The following is a 21,637-nucleotide window of genomic DNA, read 5'->3' on the forward strand; positions in this document are numbered from 1 at the left end:
GCGGAAGTAGTTCAGTGGTAGAATACAACCTTGCCAAGGTTGGGGTCGCGGGTTCGAATCCCGTCTTCCGCTCCAATAAAATTTAACATGGCGGCATAGCCAAGTGGTAAGGCAGAGGTCTGCAAAACCTTTACCACCGGTTCAAATCCGGTTGCCGCCTTTCTTTTGTGCCGATGTGGCGGAATTGGCAGACGCGCACGACTCAAAATCGTGTTCCTTCGGGAGTGTCGGTTCGACCCCGACCATCGGTATCATGAACGGCGAAAAAAATTCTATACAATTAGTATAGAGTTTTTTTGTATTTTCTTTTCATTATATGACAAAATAAGTACAAAAAGTGTACGGTGAGTAGACTGCGAAACATTAAAAGGATAAAAACAAACATTCATTTTTATCCTTTTAATTGTGATATTCTATAAAATTCCAGCAAAATATTGTATATACAATATTCCCTTCGAGCACTCTAGAGAGAATTTCTCCAACCCGGTGACATGAAGTTAAATCCGACAGCACCAGTAGATATTAGTACATTATCAACGGTTAAGTTTGTAATTTCTAAAAACCTCTTTTCAAACTCTTCTTTGTTGTACTTGTACATAGTTGAGTGGCACGCCCACATGTGCGTTGAAGTACTCAACCAATCTCCTAATTCCTTTAATTCAGGAAATGACTCAAATTGAATTGGTTCATCTAATTTCATGAATCTCACTTGATAGATAGTTGGGTTTAACTTCTCTCCTATTCCTTTCAGACCATGTGCTTTTTTCTCATCTGAATGTGTCATACTTCTCCCTCCATCTCTCTTCAAATTTTTTCCTTTTTTTATTATACAACAATAGAAAGTAGTTATGGGAATATTATGGAAATATGTATCGGCTATATAAAAAGACTCTAACATTTCTGTTAGAGTCTTTTTTGTTAAATTATACTATGTGCTTCTAAAATTCGTAATAAATGTAGAAATTCATGTATAATATAACTTGTCGAAAGAACAAAATGATAGTAATTTATATTATGTCTGTAATATGAATCAAAAATGAACTTTTTATATTTCTTTTAAAAATGTGTTGAATACACATTATATTTCACATTAATATTTTTATGTAGATTTAAAACGGGAAAGAGAGTGGAAAGTATGGGTCGTAAATGGAATAATATTAAAGAAAAAAAAGCATCAAAAGATGCAAATACAAGCCGTATATACGCGAAATTTGGACGTGAGATTTATGTGGCAGCAAAACAAGGCGAGCCAGATCCAGAATCAAACCAAGCGCTTAGAGTTGTATTAGAACGTGCGAAAACATACAACGTACCAAGAACAATTATTGATCGTGCAGTTGAAAAGGCAAAAGGCGGTTCAGAAGAAAATTATGACGAGCTTCGTTATGAAGGATTCGGACCAAATGGATCTATGGTAATTGTAGATACACTTACAAATAACGTAAACCGTACTGCAGCAGATGTACGAGCTGCATTTAGCAAAAACAGTGGTAACATGGGTGTAAACGGTTCTGTAGCTTACATGTTTGATGCGACAGCTGTTATCGGTCTTGAAGGTAAAACATCAGATGAAGTTCTTGAAATTTTAATGGAAGCAGATGTTGATGCACGTGACATTCTAGAAGAAGAAGATTCTGTTATCGTGTATGCTGAACCTGATCAATTCCATTCCGTACAATCTGCACTTAAAGATGCTGGTGTTGAAGAATTCACAGTTGCAGAATTAACAATGCTTGCACAAAGTGATGTAGAACTTCCTGAAGAGGCTCAAGTACAATTTGAAAAAATGGTTGATGCATTAGAAGATCTAGAAGATGTGCAACAAGTTTACCACAACGTAGACTTAGGAGAATAATACGATAGAAGCCCCTGTTCATTTAACGGATAGGGGCTTTTTTTCATGAAGTTAATTAAGAGGATGAATTAGTAAAGGTATTTTGTTTTAGACAGGAAATATGCTTATAGGGATATATGAAATAATCATTATTTCTAGGAGGTTTAATATGGAACATAAAACACCAAAGCATATCGTTGCTGTAGCAGGTTATTTAACAAATGAAAAAGACGAAGTGTTATTAGCTAAAGTACATTGGCGATCGGATACGTGGGAGTTGCCAGGAGGACAGGTGGAAGAAGGAGAAGCGCTCGATCAAGCTGTTTGTAGGGAAATAAAAGAGGAAACAGGATTAACGGTGAAGCCTATCGGTATTACAGGAGTTTATTATAATGCTTCCATGCACATTCTAGGTGTTGTTTTTAAAGTGGCATACGTGAGCGGTGAAATACAAATTCAGCCTGAAGAAATACAAGAGGCTAAATTTGTTGTTTTAAATGAAGAGAATATAGATGAGTATATAACGCGTCCTCATATGAAATCCAGAACGCTTGATGCGATGAGAGCAACACATTGTATTCCGTACGAAACGTGGGAAGTGCAGCCATATAATTTAATAGGTAGATTGTGAAGAAAAGAGTAGCCGGTTTGAGATACAATCAAATCACTACTCTTTTTTGTATACTGTTTAAGAAAAAGGTCAAAATAATAATAGTGCTAGTATTGATTTCAGGAACGTTTGTTCTGTATAATGTATGATATATTGTATACATTTAGATTACTAGATACTTACAAATATATATTTTTGTAGATGATATAATGAAAATAGGATGTTTTAATAGGGAAGTATAGGCTTAAGGTATACTCTGTTATTGGTTTAGCATAATCTATATTCAATATTTCAGATGAATAGTAGATAAAAAAGGACTGTGATACAATACTTTTTTATACCTTACAATGATGTAAGGTACGTGTAAGAGAAATCGATGGGATATTTTTTTACAACAAGGTATTCTTAAAGTAAGAGTTATACGCTGTGTGGAAAAGAGGTGTTTAAGATGAAAGAACGAGTATTATCTAGGGTGAACTATCATCAAAAAGTTGCATTAAATCCAATGACTAAATTCTTTTATAAAGCCATTATTTTATTATTATTGTTAAGTTGTACGTTATTATTCATTGGAAATATAATGATCGAGCAAAGTGATATTAGTAAATTACATGTACCTGCTAAGTTAGAGGTGCCAGAATCATTAACACATGCATTTATTGCGACAGAAGATAAAAGGTTTTATCATCATAACGGTTTAGATTATATAGCGATTGTCAGAGCGTCTGTTGAGAATATAAAAGCTGGTGGTGTTGTGCAAGGCGGAAGCACAATTACACAACAGTTATCCAAAAATGCCTTTTTAACGAATGAACGTACATTTTCTCGTAAGTGGAAAGAAATTTTTTATACGAAAAAAATTGAACGTACATTTACGAAGGATGAAATTTTAAAATTGTATGTAAGTAATATTTATTACGGAGAAGGAGCATGGGGAATTGAAAAAGCAGCAAACCTTTACTTCGGTAAAAAGGTGAGCCAATTAACGTTGGCTGAAAGTGCAATGATGGCTGCTGTAGTAAAGGCACCCGCTTATTACTCACCTGCACAAAATTATGATAAGGCCGTAGAGAGACGAAATGTCGTTTTGAGATTAATGGAGAAAGAAGGCTATATCAATCATAATGAGTATGTGCAAGCAGTTAGTGAGAAGTTAGTAATTCGTCATGATATAAAAACAGAGCAGTCGATGTTAAAGAGTGCTCGTGAAAAAGCAGTAAGCTAAAGGAAGTTCCTACATAGGAGCTTCCTTTTTTTGGATAAATTGTGACAAATTGTGACACAATATCGTCACAATTATTGTGTTTTTGTAATTTATGTGAGCGTGTTCATTGCGTGACGTATATAAGTGTTGATATTATGTGTATTGTGTACAATGCTGTATACAGAATATGAATTTAAAGAGGAATGTATATGAAATCAAATAAACTCATGGCTCTTGGTGTAGTTTTTTCTATCGCAGTATTGATTGTAATCGGAACAATTGCGTATAGCATCATAAATGACAAAAAAGATAAAGGGAATGAGATGTTTGCTTATTCCACACAACAATCTTTAGGGAAAGATGATGCCCCAGTTAAGGTAGTTGAATTTGGAGACTTCAAATGTCCTGCTTGTCGTACTTGGGATGTAACAGTATTACCACGATTAAAAGAAGAGTATATCGATAAAGGTAAAGTGCAGTTATACTTTATTAACTTCCCATTTATCGGAAAAGACTCTGATTTAGGTGCAGCAGCTGGTGAAGCAATTTATAAACAAGATCAAGATTCATTCTGGATTTTCTACGATGAGATTTATCAAAGTCAAAAGAAAGACACGGAAGAATGGATTACAGAAGAATTACTTCTTAACATTGTGAAAGAGAAGCTTCCGAAAGTTGATGTAGAACAATTTAAGAAAGATTTACACAGTAAAGAAATAAAAGAAAAAGTACGTAAAGATTCAGATCGTGCTCAAAAATTAAAAGTTCAAGGTGCTCCTTCAGTATATATAAACGGAAATCTTGCAAACCCTGATTTCGATAGTATGAAGAAGGCGATTGATAAAGAATTGAAAAAGTGATGAGATACTCATCACTTTTTCGACTTTTTTCGATAAAATTCTTGCTTCCGTTTTTTTTACATGCTATACTACTTTACATAAGTTATTCTAATATCTTATATTTATTTCATATTTGCGGGTGTAGTTTAGTGGTAAAACAAGAGCCTTCCAAGCTCTGGTCGAGAGTTCGATTCTCTTCACCCGCTCCAAATTTTATTAAATGTTTTTCTATAAATTGTGATCAACGCAGTGTTTCGTTTCTAAGATAAACGAGGCATTGCGTTTTTTAATGTTTGAAAAACATAATTGTATGCGAAAATAGAAGTAAAGAATAGTATTCCAAAAGTGAATTGCTAACCAATATAGTCGTTACATAAGGGATGGATTCATCTGAGGAGGCGATTAGGAATGGATTTTGAACAATTAAAGCAAGATGTCATTGCGTATAGTAAAACAATTGGTATAGATAAAATAGGCTTTGCTAGTGCCTCACCATTTGAGGAATTAAAGCAGAGGTTAATCCAGCAACAACAATTAAATTATCAATCGGGATTTGAAGAGTCTGATATAGAAAAGAGAACGAACCCACAGCTTCTACTACCTGGTGCAAAATCAATTATTGCGATTGCATTAGCGTATCCTTCAAAATTAAAAAATGCACCATTAAGTAAGCGCGGAGAACGCCGCGGTATTTTTTGTCGTGCCTCTTGGGGACAAGATTATCATCTTGTTTTACGAGATCGTTTGCAAAAATTAGAAGCATATTTAATCGAAAAACTTCCCGATATAGAAGTTAAGTCAATGGTTGATACGGGTGAATTAAGTGATCGAGCTGTTTCGGAGCGTGCCGGTATTGGATGGAGTGGTAAGAATTGCGCTATTATTACACCTGAATTTGGTTCGTATGTATATTTAGGAGAAATAATTACAAACGTTCCCTTCCCACCAGATCAGCCGATAGAAGATCAATGTGGAAGTTGTACAAAATGTATTGATGTTTGTCCTACAGGCGCTTTAATACAAGGAGGACAGTTAGATTCGAAGAAATGTATTGCATTTTTAACACAAACGAAAGGATTCCTACCGGAAGAATACCGCGACAAAATAGGAAATCGTATTTATGGATGTGATACATGTCAGACTGTTTGTCCGAAAAATAAAGGAATGGATTTTCATAATCATCCTGAGATGGAACCAGATCCTGAGTTAGTTAAGCCGTTATTAACACCACTTTTAACAATTAGCAATCGTGATTTTAAAGAGAAATATGGAATTATGTCTGGTTCATGGAGAGGTAAAAAGCCGTTGCAACGAAATGCAATTTTGGCACTTGCGCATTTTAAAGAGGCATCAGCAATTCCAGATTTAATTGGTGTTATGAAAGACGATCCAAGACCAGTACTTCGCGGAACAGCAGCATGGGCACTTGGGAAAATTGGTGGAGATGGCGTGGGCGAAGCTATTGAAAAAGCGATGCAACGTGAGAAAGATGAAGAGGTTCTTCATGAAATGAATCGCGGACTTGAATTGTTAGCGCAGAAAAAAGAGTAGATAATATCTCCCTTCTTCATATTGTAATATGGGAGGGAGACGAAATGGTTGTAAAAATAAATATTGAAAAGCAAGTACAACAATTTTTAGCATATGTAACAGAGAAACGAACAAATGTAGATGGTATTGCTGAAGATTTATTACAAATAGCACAGAGAAAGAAACAATTGTTTCAAAAGCGTAATGCAGAGATAGTGAAAGCAACTGCGGATGTTTCTTTCATGAGACAATTAAATAATAGCAATCATCAAGAAATTGATTATCAAATACATTTTAAATATTTAATTAAGCATAAAGAATTATTTTATATCGAAGAGGAACAACTAAAACGAAGAGTTTGTTTAAATAATAGTCGGGTAATAGGTGATTATGCTATTGAAGTGCCAGAAGCAGTTGGAATGAGTGAGACGTTAGAAAGGGAAGTTACAAAAGAGAAGTATGGTTCTTATCAGTACAACCGTTTAGAGGCAGTTAAATATGCAGAGCGTTGGTGGGATGATCGAAACCCTGTATATCGTAATTTCCCTGATAATTGTACGAATTTTATTTCTCAATGTCTTCATACTGGAGAAGTACCAATGAATGGATATCCTAATATTCGCAAAGGATGGTGGCAAAGGGAGAATCAGTGGAGTTGGAGCTGGGCTGTCGCACACTCTTTTTATTGGTATTTGTCAGGTGCTACAACAGGGCTTCGAGCTGAAGCGGTAGAAAGGCCAGAGGACCTTATTCTTGGTGATGTCATCGCTTATGATTTCGAGGATGATGGTAGGTGGAATCATACGACGATTGTAGTAGCAAAAGACGCAGATGGTATGCCACTTGTAAATGCACATTCAGCGAATAGCCGTCGGCGTTATTGGAACTATGAAGATTCTAGTAAATATACACCACAAATGAAATATAAATTCTTTCATATTATTAATGGGTAGAGATTTTTCGCTCAAGTGGTATAATACGTAGGAGACAAAAAACAGAGGTGAATATCGCGTGGGAGTACATGTTGTTTTATATCAACCAGAAATTCCAGCAAATACAGGGAATATTGCTCGTACTTGTGCAGCAACTGGAACAGAATTACATTTGATTAGACCGCTTGGATTTTCAACGGATGATAAAATGTTAAAGCGTGCAGGATTAGATTATTGGCAGCACGTGAAAGTTACGTATTATGATTCAATTGAAGAATTTTATGAGAAAAATAAAGACGGTGAATTCTTCTATTTAACAAAGTATGGCGAGAAAGCTCATACAGCATTTGATTATAGCAAACGTGAGAAGGATTACTATTTTGTATTTGGAAGAGAAACAAACGGCTTACCAGCTAATGTAATCGAAGAAAATTTCGATCATTGTTTACGTATTCCAATGACTGATAAAGTGCGCTCATTAAATTTATCTAATACAGCAGCTATTTTAATTTATGAAGCATTCCGTCAACAAAATTATCCGGGATTAGATTTAGAAATTGTTTATTAAAAGTCGCCATATGGCGACTTTTTTTCTAAAAATAAAAATAATATGTAATCATACATTTAAAAAAGGGTACATATTCATATAGAATGGGATATATGAATAAAAATAGATTAGACGGGTTGAGATAAATATGAAGGAACAATATAATAATCAAAATACCTTTTTAAGTATGATAGATATGGATTTAATAAGAAGAGGACTATTACATGCTATTCAAGATTTAGTATTTATTGTGAAAGTTATGGATGAGGAAACCTTTAAATATATTTATGTAAATAAGATAGGTATGGATTATGCGAAGCTAGGCGAAGAATGTTATGGAAAAACGTTTGCTGAAGTATTATCAGAAGATACGGCGGAAATATTGCGAGTGCAATATGCAAAAGTAGCGAGCGAAGCGAAAGCACATACCTTTTGTGATGTAGTTAGTTTACCAAAGGGTGAGTTACATTATGAATCTTCACTTAATCCTGTATTCGACGAAGAAGGAGTATGTCAGTTTATTATTTGTATTACGAGGGATATCACAGCTCAGATTGAGGAAAAGGCAGAGATAGAGGAAAAACAAATGTTGTTTAAGTCGTTATTAGAATATAATAATGACTCCATTATATCTATGGATTCTATAGGTAGAATTACATATGCAAATCCAGCAACGTATGAAATATTTGGATATCGATATGAAGAATTACATAATAAATTTATTTTTGAATTTATTAATAAGGAATATGAAAAAGATTTTCAAATTATATTTAAAGGAGCCCTGCAAGGAAGGGCAAAACAAATTGTTTCAAGGAAATATGTTCATAAAGAAGGGTACGAGCTCTATATTTCTTTGAGAACTATTCCGATTATTGTGAACGCCGAAATTGTTGGGGTATATATTGTTACGAGGGATGTTACAAGGCAAGTATTGAATGAAATGCGAACAGAATATTTAGCTTATTATGACCAATTAACAGGATTAATGAATAGAATTTCATGTGCAAATAAGTTAAATGTTTTTTTAAATGATAATACAGAGTTTGCACTTGTTTTTATAGATTTAGATGAATTTCACCTTATTAATGATACTTTTGGTCATAAAGAAGGAGATAAAGTATTACAAAAAGTTACAGAATGTTTAAGCAGTCTTCAAATAGACGGTATGCACTTATTTAGAGAACACGATGATCAATTTGTTATGTTAATAGAAAATATAACGAAAGAACGTGTAGAGATAGTTGCAAAAAGCATACTAAAAAAGATTAGTGAACATTTTGTAATCGAAGAAGAGGACGTCTATTTAAGTGCGTCAATCGGAATTGTAATGGCTCCAACAGATGGAGAGGATGAAAAAATATTATTCCAAAGAGTTGATGCTGCTTTGGAAAAAGCAAAAGAAAAAGGAAAAGGGCATTATCAGTTTTATTGCAGTGGATTAGATTGTGAGCGTGAACAAAGATTTATAATAGAAAACCAATTGCATCGTGCTATAGAAAAAAATGAATTCTGCTTGTATTATCAGCCACAAATGAATATTGAAACGAAAAAAATAGCGAGTATGGAAGCTTTAATAAGGTGGGAGAATAAAGAATTGGGATTTGTCTCTCCCAATCAATTTATTCCGCTAGCAGAAAGAACAGGATTTATTATTAAGCTTGATGAATGGGTAGTAAATGAAGTGTGTCGGCAAATACGTGAATGGTTAAATAAAGGATATGAAGTTGTCCCGATTGCAGTTAATATTTCAGCCAGGCACTTTCGCTCGATTACATTAATAGAGATGATTACACGGGCGTTACATAAGTACAATGTACCAGCTCATCTATTAGCGATAGAGGTTACAGAAGGAGCCCTTATGCATAAAGACATATCGAAAAGGGTATTGCTACAATTAAAAGAACAAAATTTAAAGATTCATTTAGATGATTTTGGGACGGGATATTCATCTTTAAGTTATTTAAAAACGTATCCAATTGATACGTTGAAAATCGATCGTTCTTTTATGGAAGGTATACATGTGGATGAACGTGATACGAATATTACAGCTGCAATTATTCATTTAGCTCATACTTTGGAATTGAATGTAATTGCAGAAGGTGTAGAAAAGGCGGAACAAATACAATTTTTGAAGGAAAAGAATGTGAAGTTTGTGCAAGGTTATTATTATAGCCGACCTTTATCAAAATATGATGTGGAAAATGTGTATTATAAATGATTGATAAAAAAAGTGATGTGCTAAGAAGCACATCACTTTTTTTGTGTACCGGGTTTATCATTGTAACCAGATGTGAAAATAGCTGTAAGAAATGTGAGTGATACACCTAAAATTAATAATAATTTCATACTAATATCCCTCCTATTTTTCAGTTTACGAATCTTAAATATGAATCAAAATGTATGTAAGGTTCTTGGAAGAAAAGAATTTATTTAAAATGAATAGAGGTGTAAAAACTTTAATACCTATATTATACAGAATTTTCTTTGAATTTTGGAGAGAATTTTATAGCACTACTGTATATTTCATTTTGATTTAAAGAATGTTTAAGGACATCCTAGCATACCTTTTATAATAATCCGATTGAACAAGGAGATGGGGGAGGAGCTATAATGGATATTCTAAAAAAGATTGAACAGCATCGAGCAGCAGAAGAACGGTTACAATGGGAAGGTACGTTTGCGGAGTATTTAGAGCTTGTGAAGGAAAGACCATGGGTGGCTCAAACAGCACACTCTCGCATTTACAATATGATAAAAGATGCTGGAATCGAAGAAGTAGATGGTAGAAGAAAGTATAACTTCTTTAGTAATCAGCTATTTGGATTAGAGGATGCTTTAGAACGTCTTGTGGAGGAATATTTTCATCCATCTGCAAAACGATTAGATGTTAGAAAACGTATTTTATTATTAATGGGTCCTGTTAGTGGCGGGAAATCAACATTAGTTACGATGCTGAAACGAGGATTAGAAACATATTCACGAACAGATCGAGGCGCAATTTTTGCAATTAAAGGCTGCCCAATGCATGAAGATCCACTGCATTTAATTCCGCATCATTTACGGGATGATTTCTTTGGTGAGTATGGAGTTAGAATTGAAGGGAATTTATCGCCATTAAACGTAATGCGTCTAGAGCAAGAATATGGTTCAAGAATTGAGGATGTAGTTGTAGAGCGTATTTTCTTCTCGGAAGATCGCCGTACAGGGATTGGTACATTTAGCCCGTCTGATCCTAAATCACAAGATATCGCCGATTTAACAGGTAGTCTGGACTTTTCAACAATCGCAGAATATGGTTCAGAATCAGATCCACGAGCGTATCGCTTCGATGGAGAATTGAATAAGGCAAACCGTGGGATGATGGAATTCCAAGAGATGTTAAAATGCGACGAGAAGTTTTTATGGCATTTATTATCGCTTACGCAAGAAGGGAATTTCAAAGCGGGAAGATTTGCGCTTATTTCAGCAGATGAATTAATTGTAGCGCATACGAATGAAACGGAGTATCGTTCCTTCATAGCAAACAAGAAAAATGAAGCATTGCACTCAAGAATTATTGTAATGCCAGTTCCATACAATTTACGAGTGAGTGAAGAAGAACATATTTATGAAAAAATGATTCGTGAAAGTGATGTATCCAATGTGCATATTGCACCGCACACACTTCGCGTTGCAGCAATGTTTACGATTTTAACTCGTTTAAAAGATCCGAAGCGTCCAGATATTGATTTAATTAAAAAGATGCGTTTATATGATGGAGAAACGGTAGAAGGCTATAATGCGATTGATGTAGAGGAGCTGCAACGTGAATATCAAGATGAAGGTATGAGAGGTATTGACCCTCGTTATGTTATTAACCGAATTTCTTCTACAATTATTCGAAAAGAGGTACCATCTATTAACGCATTAGATGTACTTAGATCGCTCAAAGACGGGTTGGATCAGCATCCGTCAATTAGTAATGAAGATCGAGAGCGTTATATGAATTTCATCTCATTAGCGAGAAAAGAATATGATGAAATTGCGAAGAAAGAAGTACAAAAAGCATTCGTGTATTCATATGAAGAATCAGCGAAGACACTTATGGATAATTACTTAGATAACGTTGAAGCATATTGCAATAAATCGAAATTACGTGATCCATTAACAGGTGAAGAAATGAGTCCAGATGAAAAGCTAATGCGCTCAATTGAGGAGCAAATTGGAATTTCAGAAAATGCTAAGAAAGCATTCCGTGAAGAAATTTTAATTCGCATTTCTGCTTATGCGCGTAAAGGAAAACGCTTTGATTATAATTCACATGAGCGTCTTCGCGAAGCGATTCAGAAAAAACTATTTGCTGATTTAAAAGATATAGTGAAAATTACAACATCAACGAAAACGCCAGACGAAAATCAGCTTAAGAAAATCAATGATGTTGTTGCACGCTTAATTGATGAGCACGGCTATAATTCTTCATCTGCGAATGAATTATTACGCTATGTAGGTAGTCTGCTAAACCGATAGTTTGATAACAAAACGCTGTCTCTTGTATTTTGCGGGACAGCGTTTTATTATCCATTTATATGTGTAAAGTGTCATACCTTGTCCAAATGTAATAAATTAAGATACAATTTCATGAATTTATTGTCAATTATTTTTACAATATGCATATGATAGAGTAACCAACCATTCATACGAAAAAAGCCAACACAATACAATATGTTGCAAAGTGTAAATGTGTGCAACTATGCATTGTGTTTCTTTCTTATCAACGGCTGAATATTTCTTTCTAGTATGTGAGTGGCAAAATTTTGTTTAGGATGCTCGGAGTATTATATGAAAAACGTTATATATGTTTATGGGATGAATTTCGATGGGCAGTTATCTTTCATTCTAGCTTGCACAGTATAAAACAAAATTTCTAGCTTACTGTTCATAAGGGAAGACAATTACAGTAAGGAGGGAAAGAAATGGGTGAAGAAAACCAACCAAATTATACGATTTCACAGGAAAACTGGTCCCTCCATCGCAAAGGATATGACGACCAACAACGCCATCAAGAAAAAGTACAAGAGGCAATTAAGAATAATTTACCCGATCTTGTAACAGAAGAAAGCATAGTTATGTCTAATGGTAAGGATGTTGTAAAAATACCGATTCGTTCTTTAGATGAATATAAGATTAGGTACAATTATGATAAAAACAAACACGTTGGGCAAGGAAATGGTGACAGCAAAGTTGGTGATGTCGTTGCGAGAGATGGATCAGGTGGTCAAAAGCAAAAAGGACCAGGAAAAGGGCAAGGAGCAGGGGACGCGGCTGGAGAAGATTATTATGAAGCTGAAGTCTCTATTTTAGAATTAGAGCAAGCATTTTTCAAAGAGTTAGAGCTGCCTAATTTAAAGAGAAAAGAAATAGATGAAAACCGGATTGAACATGTTGAATTTAATGACATTAGAAAGACTGGATTATGGGGAAATATCGATAAGAAACGAACGATGATATCCGCATATAAACGAAATGCGATGCGTGGTAAAGCCTCTTTTCATCCGATTCACCAAGAAGATTTAAAGTTCCGTACTTGGAATGAAGTATTAAAGCCAGATTCAAAAGCTGTTGTATTAGCGATGATGGATACGAGTGGATCGATGGGAATATGGGAGAAATATATGGCACGTAGCTTCTTTTTCTGGATGACGCGATTTCTACGAACGAAGTATGAAACAGTAGATATTGAGTTTATTGCCCATCATACGGAGGCAAAAGTAGTTCCAGAGGAAGAGTTTTTCTCAAAAGGAGAAAGTGGCGGAACGATATGTTCTTCTGTATATAAAAAAGCACTCGAGCTAATTGATAATAAATACTCACCAGACCGCTATAATATTTATCCATTCCATTTTTCAGACGGTGATAATTTAACATCAGATAATGCTAGATGTGTAAAGCTTGTCGAAGAGTTAATGAAGAAGTGTAATATGTTTGGATATGGGGAAGTGAACCAGTACAACCGCCATAGTACCCTCATGTCAGCCTATAAAAATATTAAAGATGAGAATTTTAGATATTATATTTTAAAGCAAAAAGCAGACGTATTCCATGCGATGAAGAGCTTTTTTAAAGAAGAAACCGGAGAAAAAATGGCATAACCCCCTTAAAAAGGGGTTATTTTTTTGTTAACTTTTTATTTTTTTAGTTGACATTGATAATGAAAATCATTATCATTTATTCGAGATATGATTACATTTAGATTTATATATTTTGGAGGAGATGTAAAGTTGAAAAAAAATAAAAGAAAACATATAAATGCGATGATTATCGCTGCGGCGTTATCACTTCCATTTGCCACGTATTCAACGCCTGCTTTAGCGGCAGTAGCAATTGAGGCTAATAAAAAGGGCTATGCTTTAGAAGATGGTACATATGATGCTGTTATGAAAGCATATAAAGATAAAACGAATGAGGAGTCTATGGCAGCTGTTTATATAAAGGATCCTAAGTTAACGATTGAGAATGGAAAGAAAATGGTAACGGCAACGTTAAGTGATAGTGATTTCTTCAAATACTTGAAAACAGAAGATATTCATACTCCTGGTGTGTTTCATGATGTAAAAGTAATATCAGAAGATAAAAAGAAAAACGGAACGAAAGTGATTCAGTTTGAAGTAGGAGAATTAGGAAAAAGATATAATATGCAAATGCATATTTATATTCCGACAATGGCCTATGATAATAAATATCAAGTGCAGTTTGAAGTAAATGCTTTAAATTTAGAAAATAATGTTCCAGAAAAGCAAAAGGAAAATAAAGAGGATCAACAGGATGAAGACGGAAATGTAATATTAGATAAGCAATTACAAAGGCATATTAATAAGTATAATTTAAATAGAGAGAATCTAAATACGCCAATAACTAAGGAAGATTTATTAAAAGTTAAATCTTTAATAGTCGTTGAAGCGAAAAGTAAAGGAATACAAGACGTAACTGGTTTAGAATATATGACGAACTTAGAAACCTTAACATTGGAAGAAGTTAAGTTAGAAAATATACAATTTATCTCGAGTTTGAGACAATTGAAATCATTAAGTATAACTTATGGTGAACTTAAAGATATTGGACCTTTGGCTGAGTTAGAACATATCGAAAGTTTAAGCTTGAGAAACAATAAAATCTCGGATTTAAGCCCATTGAGTCAAATGAAGAAGATCAAAATGCTAGATTTAAATAGTAATTATATAAAAGATATTAAACCATTATTTACAGTAACAACTTTAAAGACTTTGACTGTAGCAAATAATCAAATTAGTAATGCTAATCTTGCTGGGATTGAGCAATTGAAGAATGTGAAGAGTTTATCTTTAAGCAACAATGGACTGACTAATATTGAACATATTACACCAATGAAAAAGTTAGTAGAGTTAGATCTTTCTAAAAATGAATTAGAAAACATCGAACCTGTATCAAGATTGTCTACCGTACAATCACTTAATTTAGAAGAAAACTATATCTCAGACATAACGCCACTTAGCCACTTAACAGGTTTATACGATTTAAAGCTAGGGTCAAATGAAATTCGTGATGTTAGACCGGTTCAAGAGTTAGGGAAAAGAATGTACATTGATATTCAAAGACAAAAAATCTTTTTAGATGATGTAGAAAAAGATAAGGAAGTTAAAATACCTATCTATAATTTACAAGGAGAGCCACTCGATACTGTTCAATTAAAGAATGGAGATGGAGTAGTTAATAATGGTTCTGTTAAATGGAGTACTACTGGTGAAAAAACATACGAATTTCTGTTGGATATAAAACCAGAAGAGAATCGTATTAAGTTTAATGGAACAGTAATTCAAAATGTTGTTGAAAGGTTAGATGAAATAAAAGGAAATGATGAACAAAAGGAAAATATAATTCTTGATAAAACTTTACAACAACATATTAATAAAGAGAATTTAGGTAGAGAGAATTTAAACGCTCCTATCACAAAAGAAGATTTATTGCAGATTAAAAAATTAGAGATACTTAAAGAAAAAGGGGAAAATATAAAAGATATAACAGGTTTAGAATATATGATGAACTTAGAAAAACTTACTTTAGAAGGAGTAGGTTTGAAGAATATTGAATTTATCTCAAACTTAGAAAAGTTGAACGATGTGAATGTATCTCATAATCAGATTGAAGATATAACACCACTATCTTCATTAAAAAGTTTACAGTGGTTAAATCTTGCTGATAATCAAATTAAAGATGTTTCAGTTCTTAGCCCAATGTTAGACCTACTCAGTTTAAAATTAGCTGGAAATGAGATTCGTGATGTAAGGCCGTTAATACAATTAGGCCAATGGTTTTCAATTGATGCCGGCAGACAGAAAATCTTTTTAGATGAAGCAAAAGTAAATGAAGAAATTCAAGTTCCTGTATATGATTTAGAAGGAGAAATTATTGAGAATATTAAACTGACAAGTGAGGGTGGAACATTTAATAACCGAGTAATAAAATGGAGTACTCCAGGTGAAAAGGTGTATAAATTTGATTTAGATTCGGATGAAATTAGTATAAGTTTTAACGGAACAGTAATCCAGAATATAGTTGAAAAAGAAGAAGAAAAAGAACCAGCAAAAGAAGTTGAAGAATCAAAAGAAGAGCCAAAAGAACCAGCAAAAGAAGCTGAAGAATCAAAAGAAGAAGAAAAAGAACCAGCAAAAGAAGTTGAAGAACCAAAAGAAGAAGTGAAAGAACCAAAAGAAGAAGTGAAAGAACCAACAAAAGAAGAAGTGAAAGAACCAACAAAAGAAATTGAAGAATCGAAAGAAGAAGAAAAAGAGCCAACAAAAGAAGTTGAAGAATCGAAAGAAGAAGTAAAGGAACCGTCAAAAGAAGTTGAAGAATCGAAAGAAGAAGAAAAAGAGCCGGTAAAAGAAACAGGAAAAGAAATTGAAGGTTCAAAAGACGCAGTAAATCAATCCGCAGTAGTTCAAGAAAAAAACGTGGATAATCAAGTTGTGGCAGAAAAAGTAGTAGCGAATCAAAGTGTGAAAGAAAATAAACCAGCAGTTACTAAGCAAGAAGAAAGTAAGAAATCGCTAGGAGCAACAGGTGGTCAAGAAAATAATGTATCTTTATTTGGTGGCTTAGCATTAGTTCTTTCAGCACTGAGTATGTTTGTATTTAGAAAGAGATTATTTAAGAAATAAAAACGCTTAATCTTATTATAATGTAAAACAGTTATATAAGGTGTTAAGAAGAAAGCATGTTTACAACACTATATAATAGAGTAAAACCCATTCGTATGAAAATTATATTTCATACGAATGGGTTTTATTTAATTTATTTTGCAGCCCTCAGTAATAATGGATTCAGGACTAATCGGAGGACCGAATTCTTCTTTAGGAGAGGTGCTAATCGTTACATAACCTTCTTTATTTTTTGCGGAACTTCTTTTGCTTGTAAATTAACATCTTCTTTTCGAAGCTCCTTAAAGAGCGAAATGACCATAAGAACAACTACGATAGAAAATGGTAGCGCGGCAATTATAGCTGCTATTTGCAGTGCATTTAATCCTCCAGCTTGTAATAAAATAGCAGCAATTATCGCGATTGTTAATCCCCATATAAGTTTTAAACTATTTTTCGGTGATAAGCTTCCGTTACTCGTTTGCATTGAAACAACAAATGTTGCCGAGTCAGCAGAAGTAACGAAAAATGTGGCTACTAAAATTAACCCGATAATTGTTAAAAATGTAGAGAACGGTAGGTGTGAAATAACAGCAAATAATCCAATCTCTGTACCATTTTTTGCGATTTCATCAGCTATACCAAGCGATTGGAACATTTCCATATGGATAGCGGTACCGCCAAATACTGCAAACCAAAATGTACAGATAAGAGTTGGGACTAATACAACTCCAATAATAAATTCTTTTATTGTACGCCCTTTAGAAATACGAGCGATGAATGTACCGACGAATGGAGACCAAGATATCCACCATCCCCAATAGAAAATAGTCCAGTTTTCAATCCAAGAAGAAGATTTTTCATTAAATGCTCCTAAATTTAATCCCATACTAGGTAAAGCTCCGATATAAGAACCTAGTGTAGATGTGAAATATTTCATAATAAATACAGTCGGTCCTAAAAGTAAAAAGGAGACGAGTAAAATACCTGCAAGAGAGAAATTTAAGTTACTCAAATATTTAATCCCACGATCTAAGCCTGTTTGTGCACTTGTTAAATATAAAACAGCGAAGATGGCGATAAGTACAAGCTGTGTAAGTACAGTGTTATGAATAGAAGGGAATAAATAGCTTAATCCTCCGGCGATTTGTTGAGCACCAATCCCAACAGATGGCACAATACCGAATACTGTGGCTAAAACAGCCAAAATATCGACTGTTTTTCCGATAGGAGAATTTTTCGATCGATTAAATAATGGAGTAACTGTAGCCCCAATTGTGCTACCTTTTTGTTTACGGAATGTGAAATATGCAATTGTTAAAGCAACCATCGCGTATAGTGACCACGGAAAGAGTCCCCAGTGGAAAAATGAATATTGCATAGCGAGTTTGGCGCTTTCCTCTGTACCTGCTTTTCCTGTTAATGGATCTGTAAAATGTGCAATCGGTTCAGTGATTCCATAAAAGAGCAATCCAATTCCCATTCCTGCTCCAAACAACATGGATAGCCAAGATGGATAACTATACTGTGGTTTTTCTCCATCTTTACCAAGACGAATAGAACCGTACTTAGAAAATGCTAAATAAGTGGCTAAAATAATCATTGCGGTCATAAGTAGAGAGTAAAACCATCCAAATTTATTGAGGATAAATGAGTTTAAGGAAGATGTAACACTTTGCAAATCATAGCCTTGTATCCAACTTGCCGGGGTAATTCCCCATATAATGAATAATGTTGTTAGCAAGATGGAGATATAAAATACACTGTTTTCTTTTTTTATCATAGAATCCCACCTTTGTTTAATAAAGTTAACAATTATATTAACTATAACAATTAAAAGATTAATTGTCAAAAAATTCGATTTTTATCTTGTGTAAAAGGACAGTTTAATCGCTATGGATTCATAATTATTGGAGGTTAGATAAAGGTAAGTCTGTTCACGATATGTACAAAATATAGGAAGAAATAATATGAAATATTGCATTTTATATTGTTGTATCTAGATTTTATGTTAAATTCTTCAAGGGAATATATAAATAGGGGGCAATGATATGAACAAGAAATCAAAGATTAATAAAGTGATGCTTAGTATTAGTACAATGGCGCTATCGTTAGGAGCAATTCAAACGAATGTATCAGCAGAAGAAAAGGTGCCATACAATGTATTGCATTCGAAACCAGTTGGGATTGAAAAACCAGTAGATGAGATTGGACATGTTTCTAAAGCAGAGGAAACATTATCGTTTCAAGAACGTTTAAAAGTAGGAGACTTTTCACAGCGACCAGCATCTATTATGAAGAGCTCAGAAGTAAAGCAAATTAAAGAAAGCTATTCAATGGTTGATTTAAACAAAATGAATAATCAAGAATTGGTTGAAACGCTAGGAAGTATTAAATGGAATCAAATTACAGACTTATTCCAGTTCAATGAAGATGCAAAGGCTTTTTATAAAGACAAAGGGAAAATGCAAGCAGTTATAGATGAATTAGCTCACCGAGGTAGTACGTTTACGAAAGATGATTCAAAAGGAATTCAAACGTTTACAGAAGTGTTACGTTCAGCTTTTTATCTCGCATTTTACAATAATGAATTAAGTGATTTAAATGAGAGAAGCTTCCAGGATAAATGTTTACCTGCTTTAAAAGCAATTGCAGCCAATCCAAACTTTAAGCTTGGTACATATGAGCAAGATGCAGTCGTATCTGCATACGGTAAATTAATTAGTAATGCTTCAAGTGATGTGGAAACGGTTCAATACGCATCGAATATTTTAAAACAATACAATGATAATCTTCATACGTATGTAGACGATCGTATGAAAGGACAAGCTGTATACGATATGATGCAAGGTATTGATTATGATATGCAATCTTATTTATTTGAAACTCGTAAAGAAGCAAAAGATACAATGTGGTACGGGAAAATAGATGGATTTATTAATGAAATAAATCGTATTGCTCTTTTAAATGAAGTAACACCAGAAAATAAGTGGCTCGTTAATAATGGAATTTATTTTGCTAGTCGTTTAGGGAAGTTTCATAGTAATCCAAATAAAGGTTTAGAGGTTGTTACACAAGCAATGCATATGTATCCGCGTTTAAGTGAGCCGTATTTTGTTGCAGTAGAACAAATTACAACAAATTATAACGGAAAAGATTATAGCGGTAATACTGTAGATTTAGAGACGATACGTAAAGAAGGAAAAGAACAGTACTTACCAAAAACGTATACATTCGACGATGGATCTATCGTATTTAAAACAGGAGATAAAGTATCAGAAGAAAAAATTAAGAGACTATACTGGGCTGCAAAGGAAGTAAAAGCACAGTATCATCGTGTAATTGGGAATGACAAAGCATTAGAGCCAGGTAATGCAGACGACGTATTAACGATAGTAATCTATAATACTCCAGACGAATATCAGTTAAACAGACAACTGTATGGATATGAAACAAACAACGGTGGCATTTATATAGAAGAAACAGGTACATTCTTTACATATGAGCGTACGCCAGAACAAAGTATTTATAGTTTAGAAGAGTTATTCCGTCATGAGTTTACTCATTATCTTCAAGGGAGATTTGAAGTGCCAGGTTTATTTGGAAGAGGAGATATGTATCAAAATGAGAGATTAACTTGGTTCCAAGAAGGAAATGCAGAATTTTTCGCAGGATCTACTCGTACAAATAATGTAGTACCGAGAAAGAGCATCATTAGTGGATTATCATCTGATCCTGCAAGCCGTTATACAGCAGAGCGCACATTATTTGCTAAATATGGTTCTTGGGATTTCTATAATTACTCGTTCGCATTGCAATCTTATTTATATACACATCAATTTGAAACATTTGATAAAATTCAAGATTTAATTCGTGCAAATGACGTGAAAAATTATGATGCCTATCGTGAGAATTTAAGTAAAGATTCTAAACTAAATAAAGAGTATCAAGAGTATATGCAACAGCTAATTGATAATCAAGATAAATATAATGTACCGGAAGTAGCAGATGATTATTTAGCTGAACATGCACCAAAATCGTTAACAGCAGTAGAGAAAGAAATTAGTGATACGTTGCCAATGAAAGAGGCAAAAATGACAAAACATAGCTCCCAATTCTTTAATACATTTACACTAGAAGGCACATTTACAGGTAGTGTAACAAAAGGTGAATCTGAAGATTGGAACGAAATGAGTAAACGAGTAAATGAAGCACTAGAACAACTGGCGCAAAAAGAATGGAGTGGCTACAAAACTGTTACAGCATACTTCGTCAATTATCGTGTGAATAGTTCAAATGAATTTGAATATGATGTAGTCTTCCACGGTATCGCAAAAGATGATGGAGAAAATAAAGCTCCAACGGTTAATATAAATGGACCTTATAATGGGCTTGTAAAAGAAGGAATTCAATTTAAAAGTGATGGCTCAAATGATGAAGATGGAAAAATTGTTTCTTATTTATGGGAATTTGGAGATGGCAGCACAAGTGCAGAAGTTAATCCAATACATGCATATGAAAGAGAAGGAATTTATAAAGTAGCGTTAAGAGTAAAAGATGATAAAGGTAAAGAGAGCAGAAACGAAACCACTGTTACGATTAAAGATGGAAGTTTAACAGAATTAGAACCAAATAATCGTCCAGAGGAAGCAAATCGTATCGGGCTAAACACTACTATAAAAGGTAGCCTTATCGGCGGAGATCACACCGATGTTTATACATTTAATGTAGCATCAACGAAAAATATCGATATTTCCGTTTTAAATGAGTATGGAATCGGGATGACATGGGTGCTTCATCATGAATCAGATATGCAAAATTATGCCGCTTACGGTCAAGCTAATGGAAATCATATAGAGGCAAAATTTAATGCAAAACCAGGTAAGTATTATTTGTATGTATATAAATATGATAATGGCGATGGAACGTACGAATTATCAGTAAAATAAGTGCTTTTCCAATGTATGTTTAACTTTACTTTTTGTGGAA

14 protein-coding genes and 4 tRNA genes are annotated in these 21,637 nt (G+C 33.9%); 16 read left to right on the top strand and 2 right to left on the bottom strand.

What is annotated here, in order from left to right:
* The 3 genes from JDS99_RS20925 (at position 1) to JDS99_RS20935 (ending at position 251) form a co-directional block, all read left to right on the top strand.
* Positions 1–75: transfer RNA gene (locus tag JDS99_RS20925), tRNA-Gly, on the top strand.
* Between the two features lie 14 nt (positions 76–89).
* Positions 90–160 (top strand) — tRNA-Cys (locus JDS99_RS20930).
* Between the two features lie 9 nt (positions 161–169).
* A tRNA-Leu gene (locus JDS99_RS20935) sits at positions 170–251 on the top strand.
* 212 nt (positions 252–463) lie between these two features.
* Here the strand turns inward: JDS99_RS20935 and JDS99_RS20940 are convergent.
* Positions 464–784, bottom strand: coding sequence for a DUF3884 family protein (locus tag JDS99_RS20940; RefSeq protein WP_199695641.1), 321 nt, complete (start codon positions 782–784; stop codon positions 464–466).
* Between the two features lie 351 nt (positions 785–1,135).
* Between JDS99_RS20940 and JDS99_RS20945 the strand changes: the two genes are divergently transcribed.
* The 12 genes from JDS99_RS20945 to JDS99_RS21000 all read left to right on the top strand — a co-directional run bounded on the left by JDS99_RS20945 (position 1,136) and on the right by JDS99_RS21000 (position 16,669).
* A complete protein-coding gene (locus JDS99_RS20945; protein ID WP_088610249.1) occupies positions 1,136–1,855 on the top strand; it encodes a YebC/PmpR family DNA-binding transcriptional regulator in 720 nt (239 codons plus the stop codon).
* Positions 1,856–2,003: 148 nt separating this feature from the next.
* A complete protein-coding gene (locus JDS99_RS20950; RefSeq protein ID WP_088610250.1) occupies positions 2,004–2,465 on the top strand; it encodes an NUDIX hydrolase in 462 nt (153 codons plus the stop codon).
* 427 nt (positions 2,466–2,892) lie between these two features.
* Entirely contained in the window at positions 2,893–3,669 is a 777-nt protein-coding gene (locus JDS99_RS20955; protein ID WP_088610251.1) for a transglycosylase domain-containing protein, read from the top strand.
* 188 nt (positions 3,670–3,857) lie between these two features.
* Positions 3,858–4,508: a DsbA family protein gene (locus JDS99_RS20960; protein WP_000841323.1), complete on the top strand. Its 651-nt coding sequence runs from the start codon at positions 3,858–3,860 to the stop codon at positions 4,506–4,508.
* Between the two features lie 114 nt (positions 4,509–4,622).
* Positions 4,623–4,696 (top strand) — tRNA-Gly (locus JDS99_RS20965).
* A 199-nt stretch (positions 4,697–4,895) separates the two neighbouring features.
* On the top strand, positions 4,896–6,038 hold the full coding sequence (gene queG / locus JDS99_RS20970; RefSeq protein ID WP_048541846.1) for a tRNA epoxyqueuosine(34) reductase QueG: 1,143 nt from the start codon (positions 4,896–4,898) through the stop codon (positions 6,036–6,038).
* Between the two features lie 44 nt (positions 6,039–6,082).
* The gene (locus tag JDS99_RS20975; protein ID WP_000260555.1) at positions 6,083–6,970 is read left to right on the top strand and encodes an amidase domain-containing protein; all 888 of its coding nucleotides are present in this window, start codon (positions 6,083–6,085) and stop codon (positions 6,968–6,970) included.
* Between the two features lie 58 nt (positions 6,971–7,028).
* On the top strand, positions 7,029–7,517 hold the full coding sequence (trmL, locus tag JDS99_RS20980; protein WP_000538149.1) for a tRNA (uridine(34)/cytosine(34)/5-carboxymethylaminomethyluridine(34)-2'-O)-methyltransferase TrmL: 489 nt from the start codon (positions 7,029–7,031) through the stop codon (positions 7,515–7,517).
* 127 nt (positions 7,518–7,644) lie between these two features.
* Complete coding sequence (locus JDS99_RS20985) at positions 7,645–9,714, top strand: sensor domain-containing protein (RefSeq protein WP_088610253.1); 2,070 nt, start codon at positions 7,645–7,647, stop codon at positions 9,712–9,714.
* 392 nt (positions 9,715–10,106) lie between these two features.
* Positions 10,107–12,002, top strand: coding sequence for a PrkA family serine protein kinase (locus JDS99_RS20990; RefSeq protein WP_000353275.1), 1,896 nt, complete (start codon positions 10,107–10,109; stop codon positions 12,000–12,002).
* A 446-nt stretch (positions 12,003–12,448) separates the two neighbouring features.
* Entirely contained in the window at positions 12,449–13,624 is a 1,176-nt protein-coding gene (gene yhbH, locus JDS99_RS20995; RefSeq protein ID WP_046957378.1) for a sporulation protein YhbH, read from the top strand.
* A gap of 129 nt (positions 13,625–13,753) precedes the next feature.
* On the top strand, positions 13,754–16,669 hold the full coding sequence (locus JDS99_RS21000; RefSeq protein ID WP_199695642.1) for an NEAT domain-containing protein: 2,916 nt from the start codon (positions 13,754–13,756) through the stop codon (positions 16,667–16,669).
* Between the two features lie 211 nt (positions 16,670–16,880).
* Here JDS99_RS21000 and opuD read toward each other — a convergent pair whose 3' ends face one another.
* Positions 16,881–18,431 (bottom strand): glycine betaine transporter OpuD, encoded by a 1,551-nt coding sequence (gene opuD, locus JDS99_RS21005; RefSeq protein ID WP_199695643.1) that lies wholly within the window; start codon positions 18,429–18,431, stop codon positions 16,881–16,883.
* 268 nt (positions 18,432–18,699) lie between these two features.
* Here opuD and colA point away from each other — a divergent pair, with 268 nt between their 5' ends.
* On the top strand, positions 18,700–21,597 hold the full coding sequence (colA, locus tag JDS99_RS21010) for a collagenase ColA (RefSeq protein WP_199695644.1): 2,898 nt from the start codon (positions 18,700–18,702) through the stop codon (positions 21,595–21,597).
* The last annotated feature ends 40 nt before the right edge of the window (positions 21,598–21,637 follow it).

This window comes from Bacillus cereus group sp. N6 (assembly GCF_016483705.1).
GTDB classification, from domain to species: Bacteria; Bacillota; Bacilli; order Bacillales; family Bacillaceae_G; genus Bacillus_A; species Bacillus_A wiedmannii.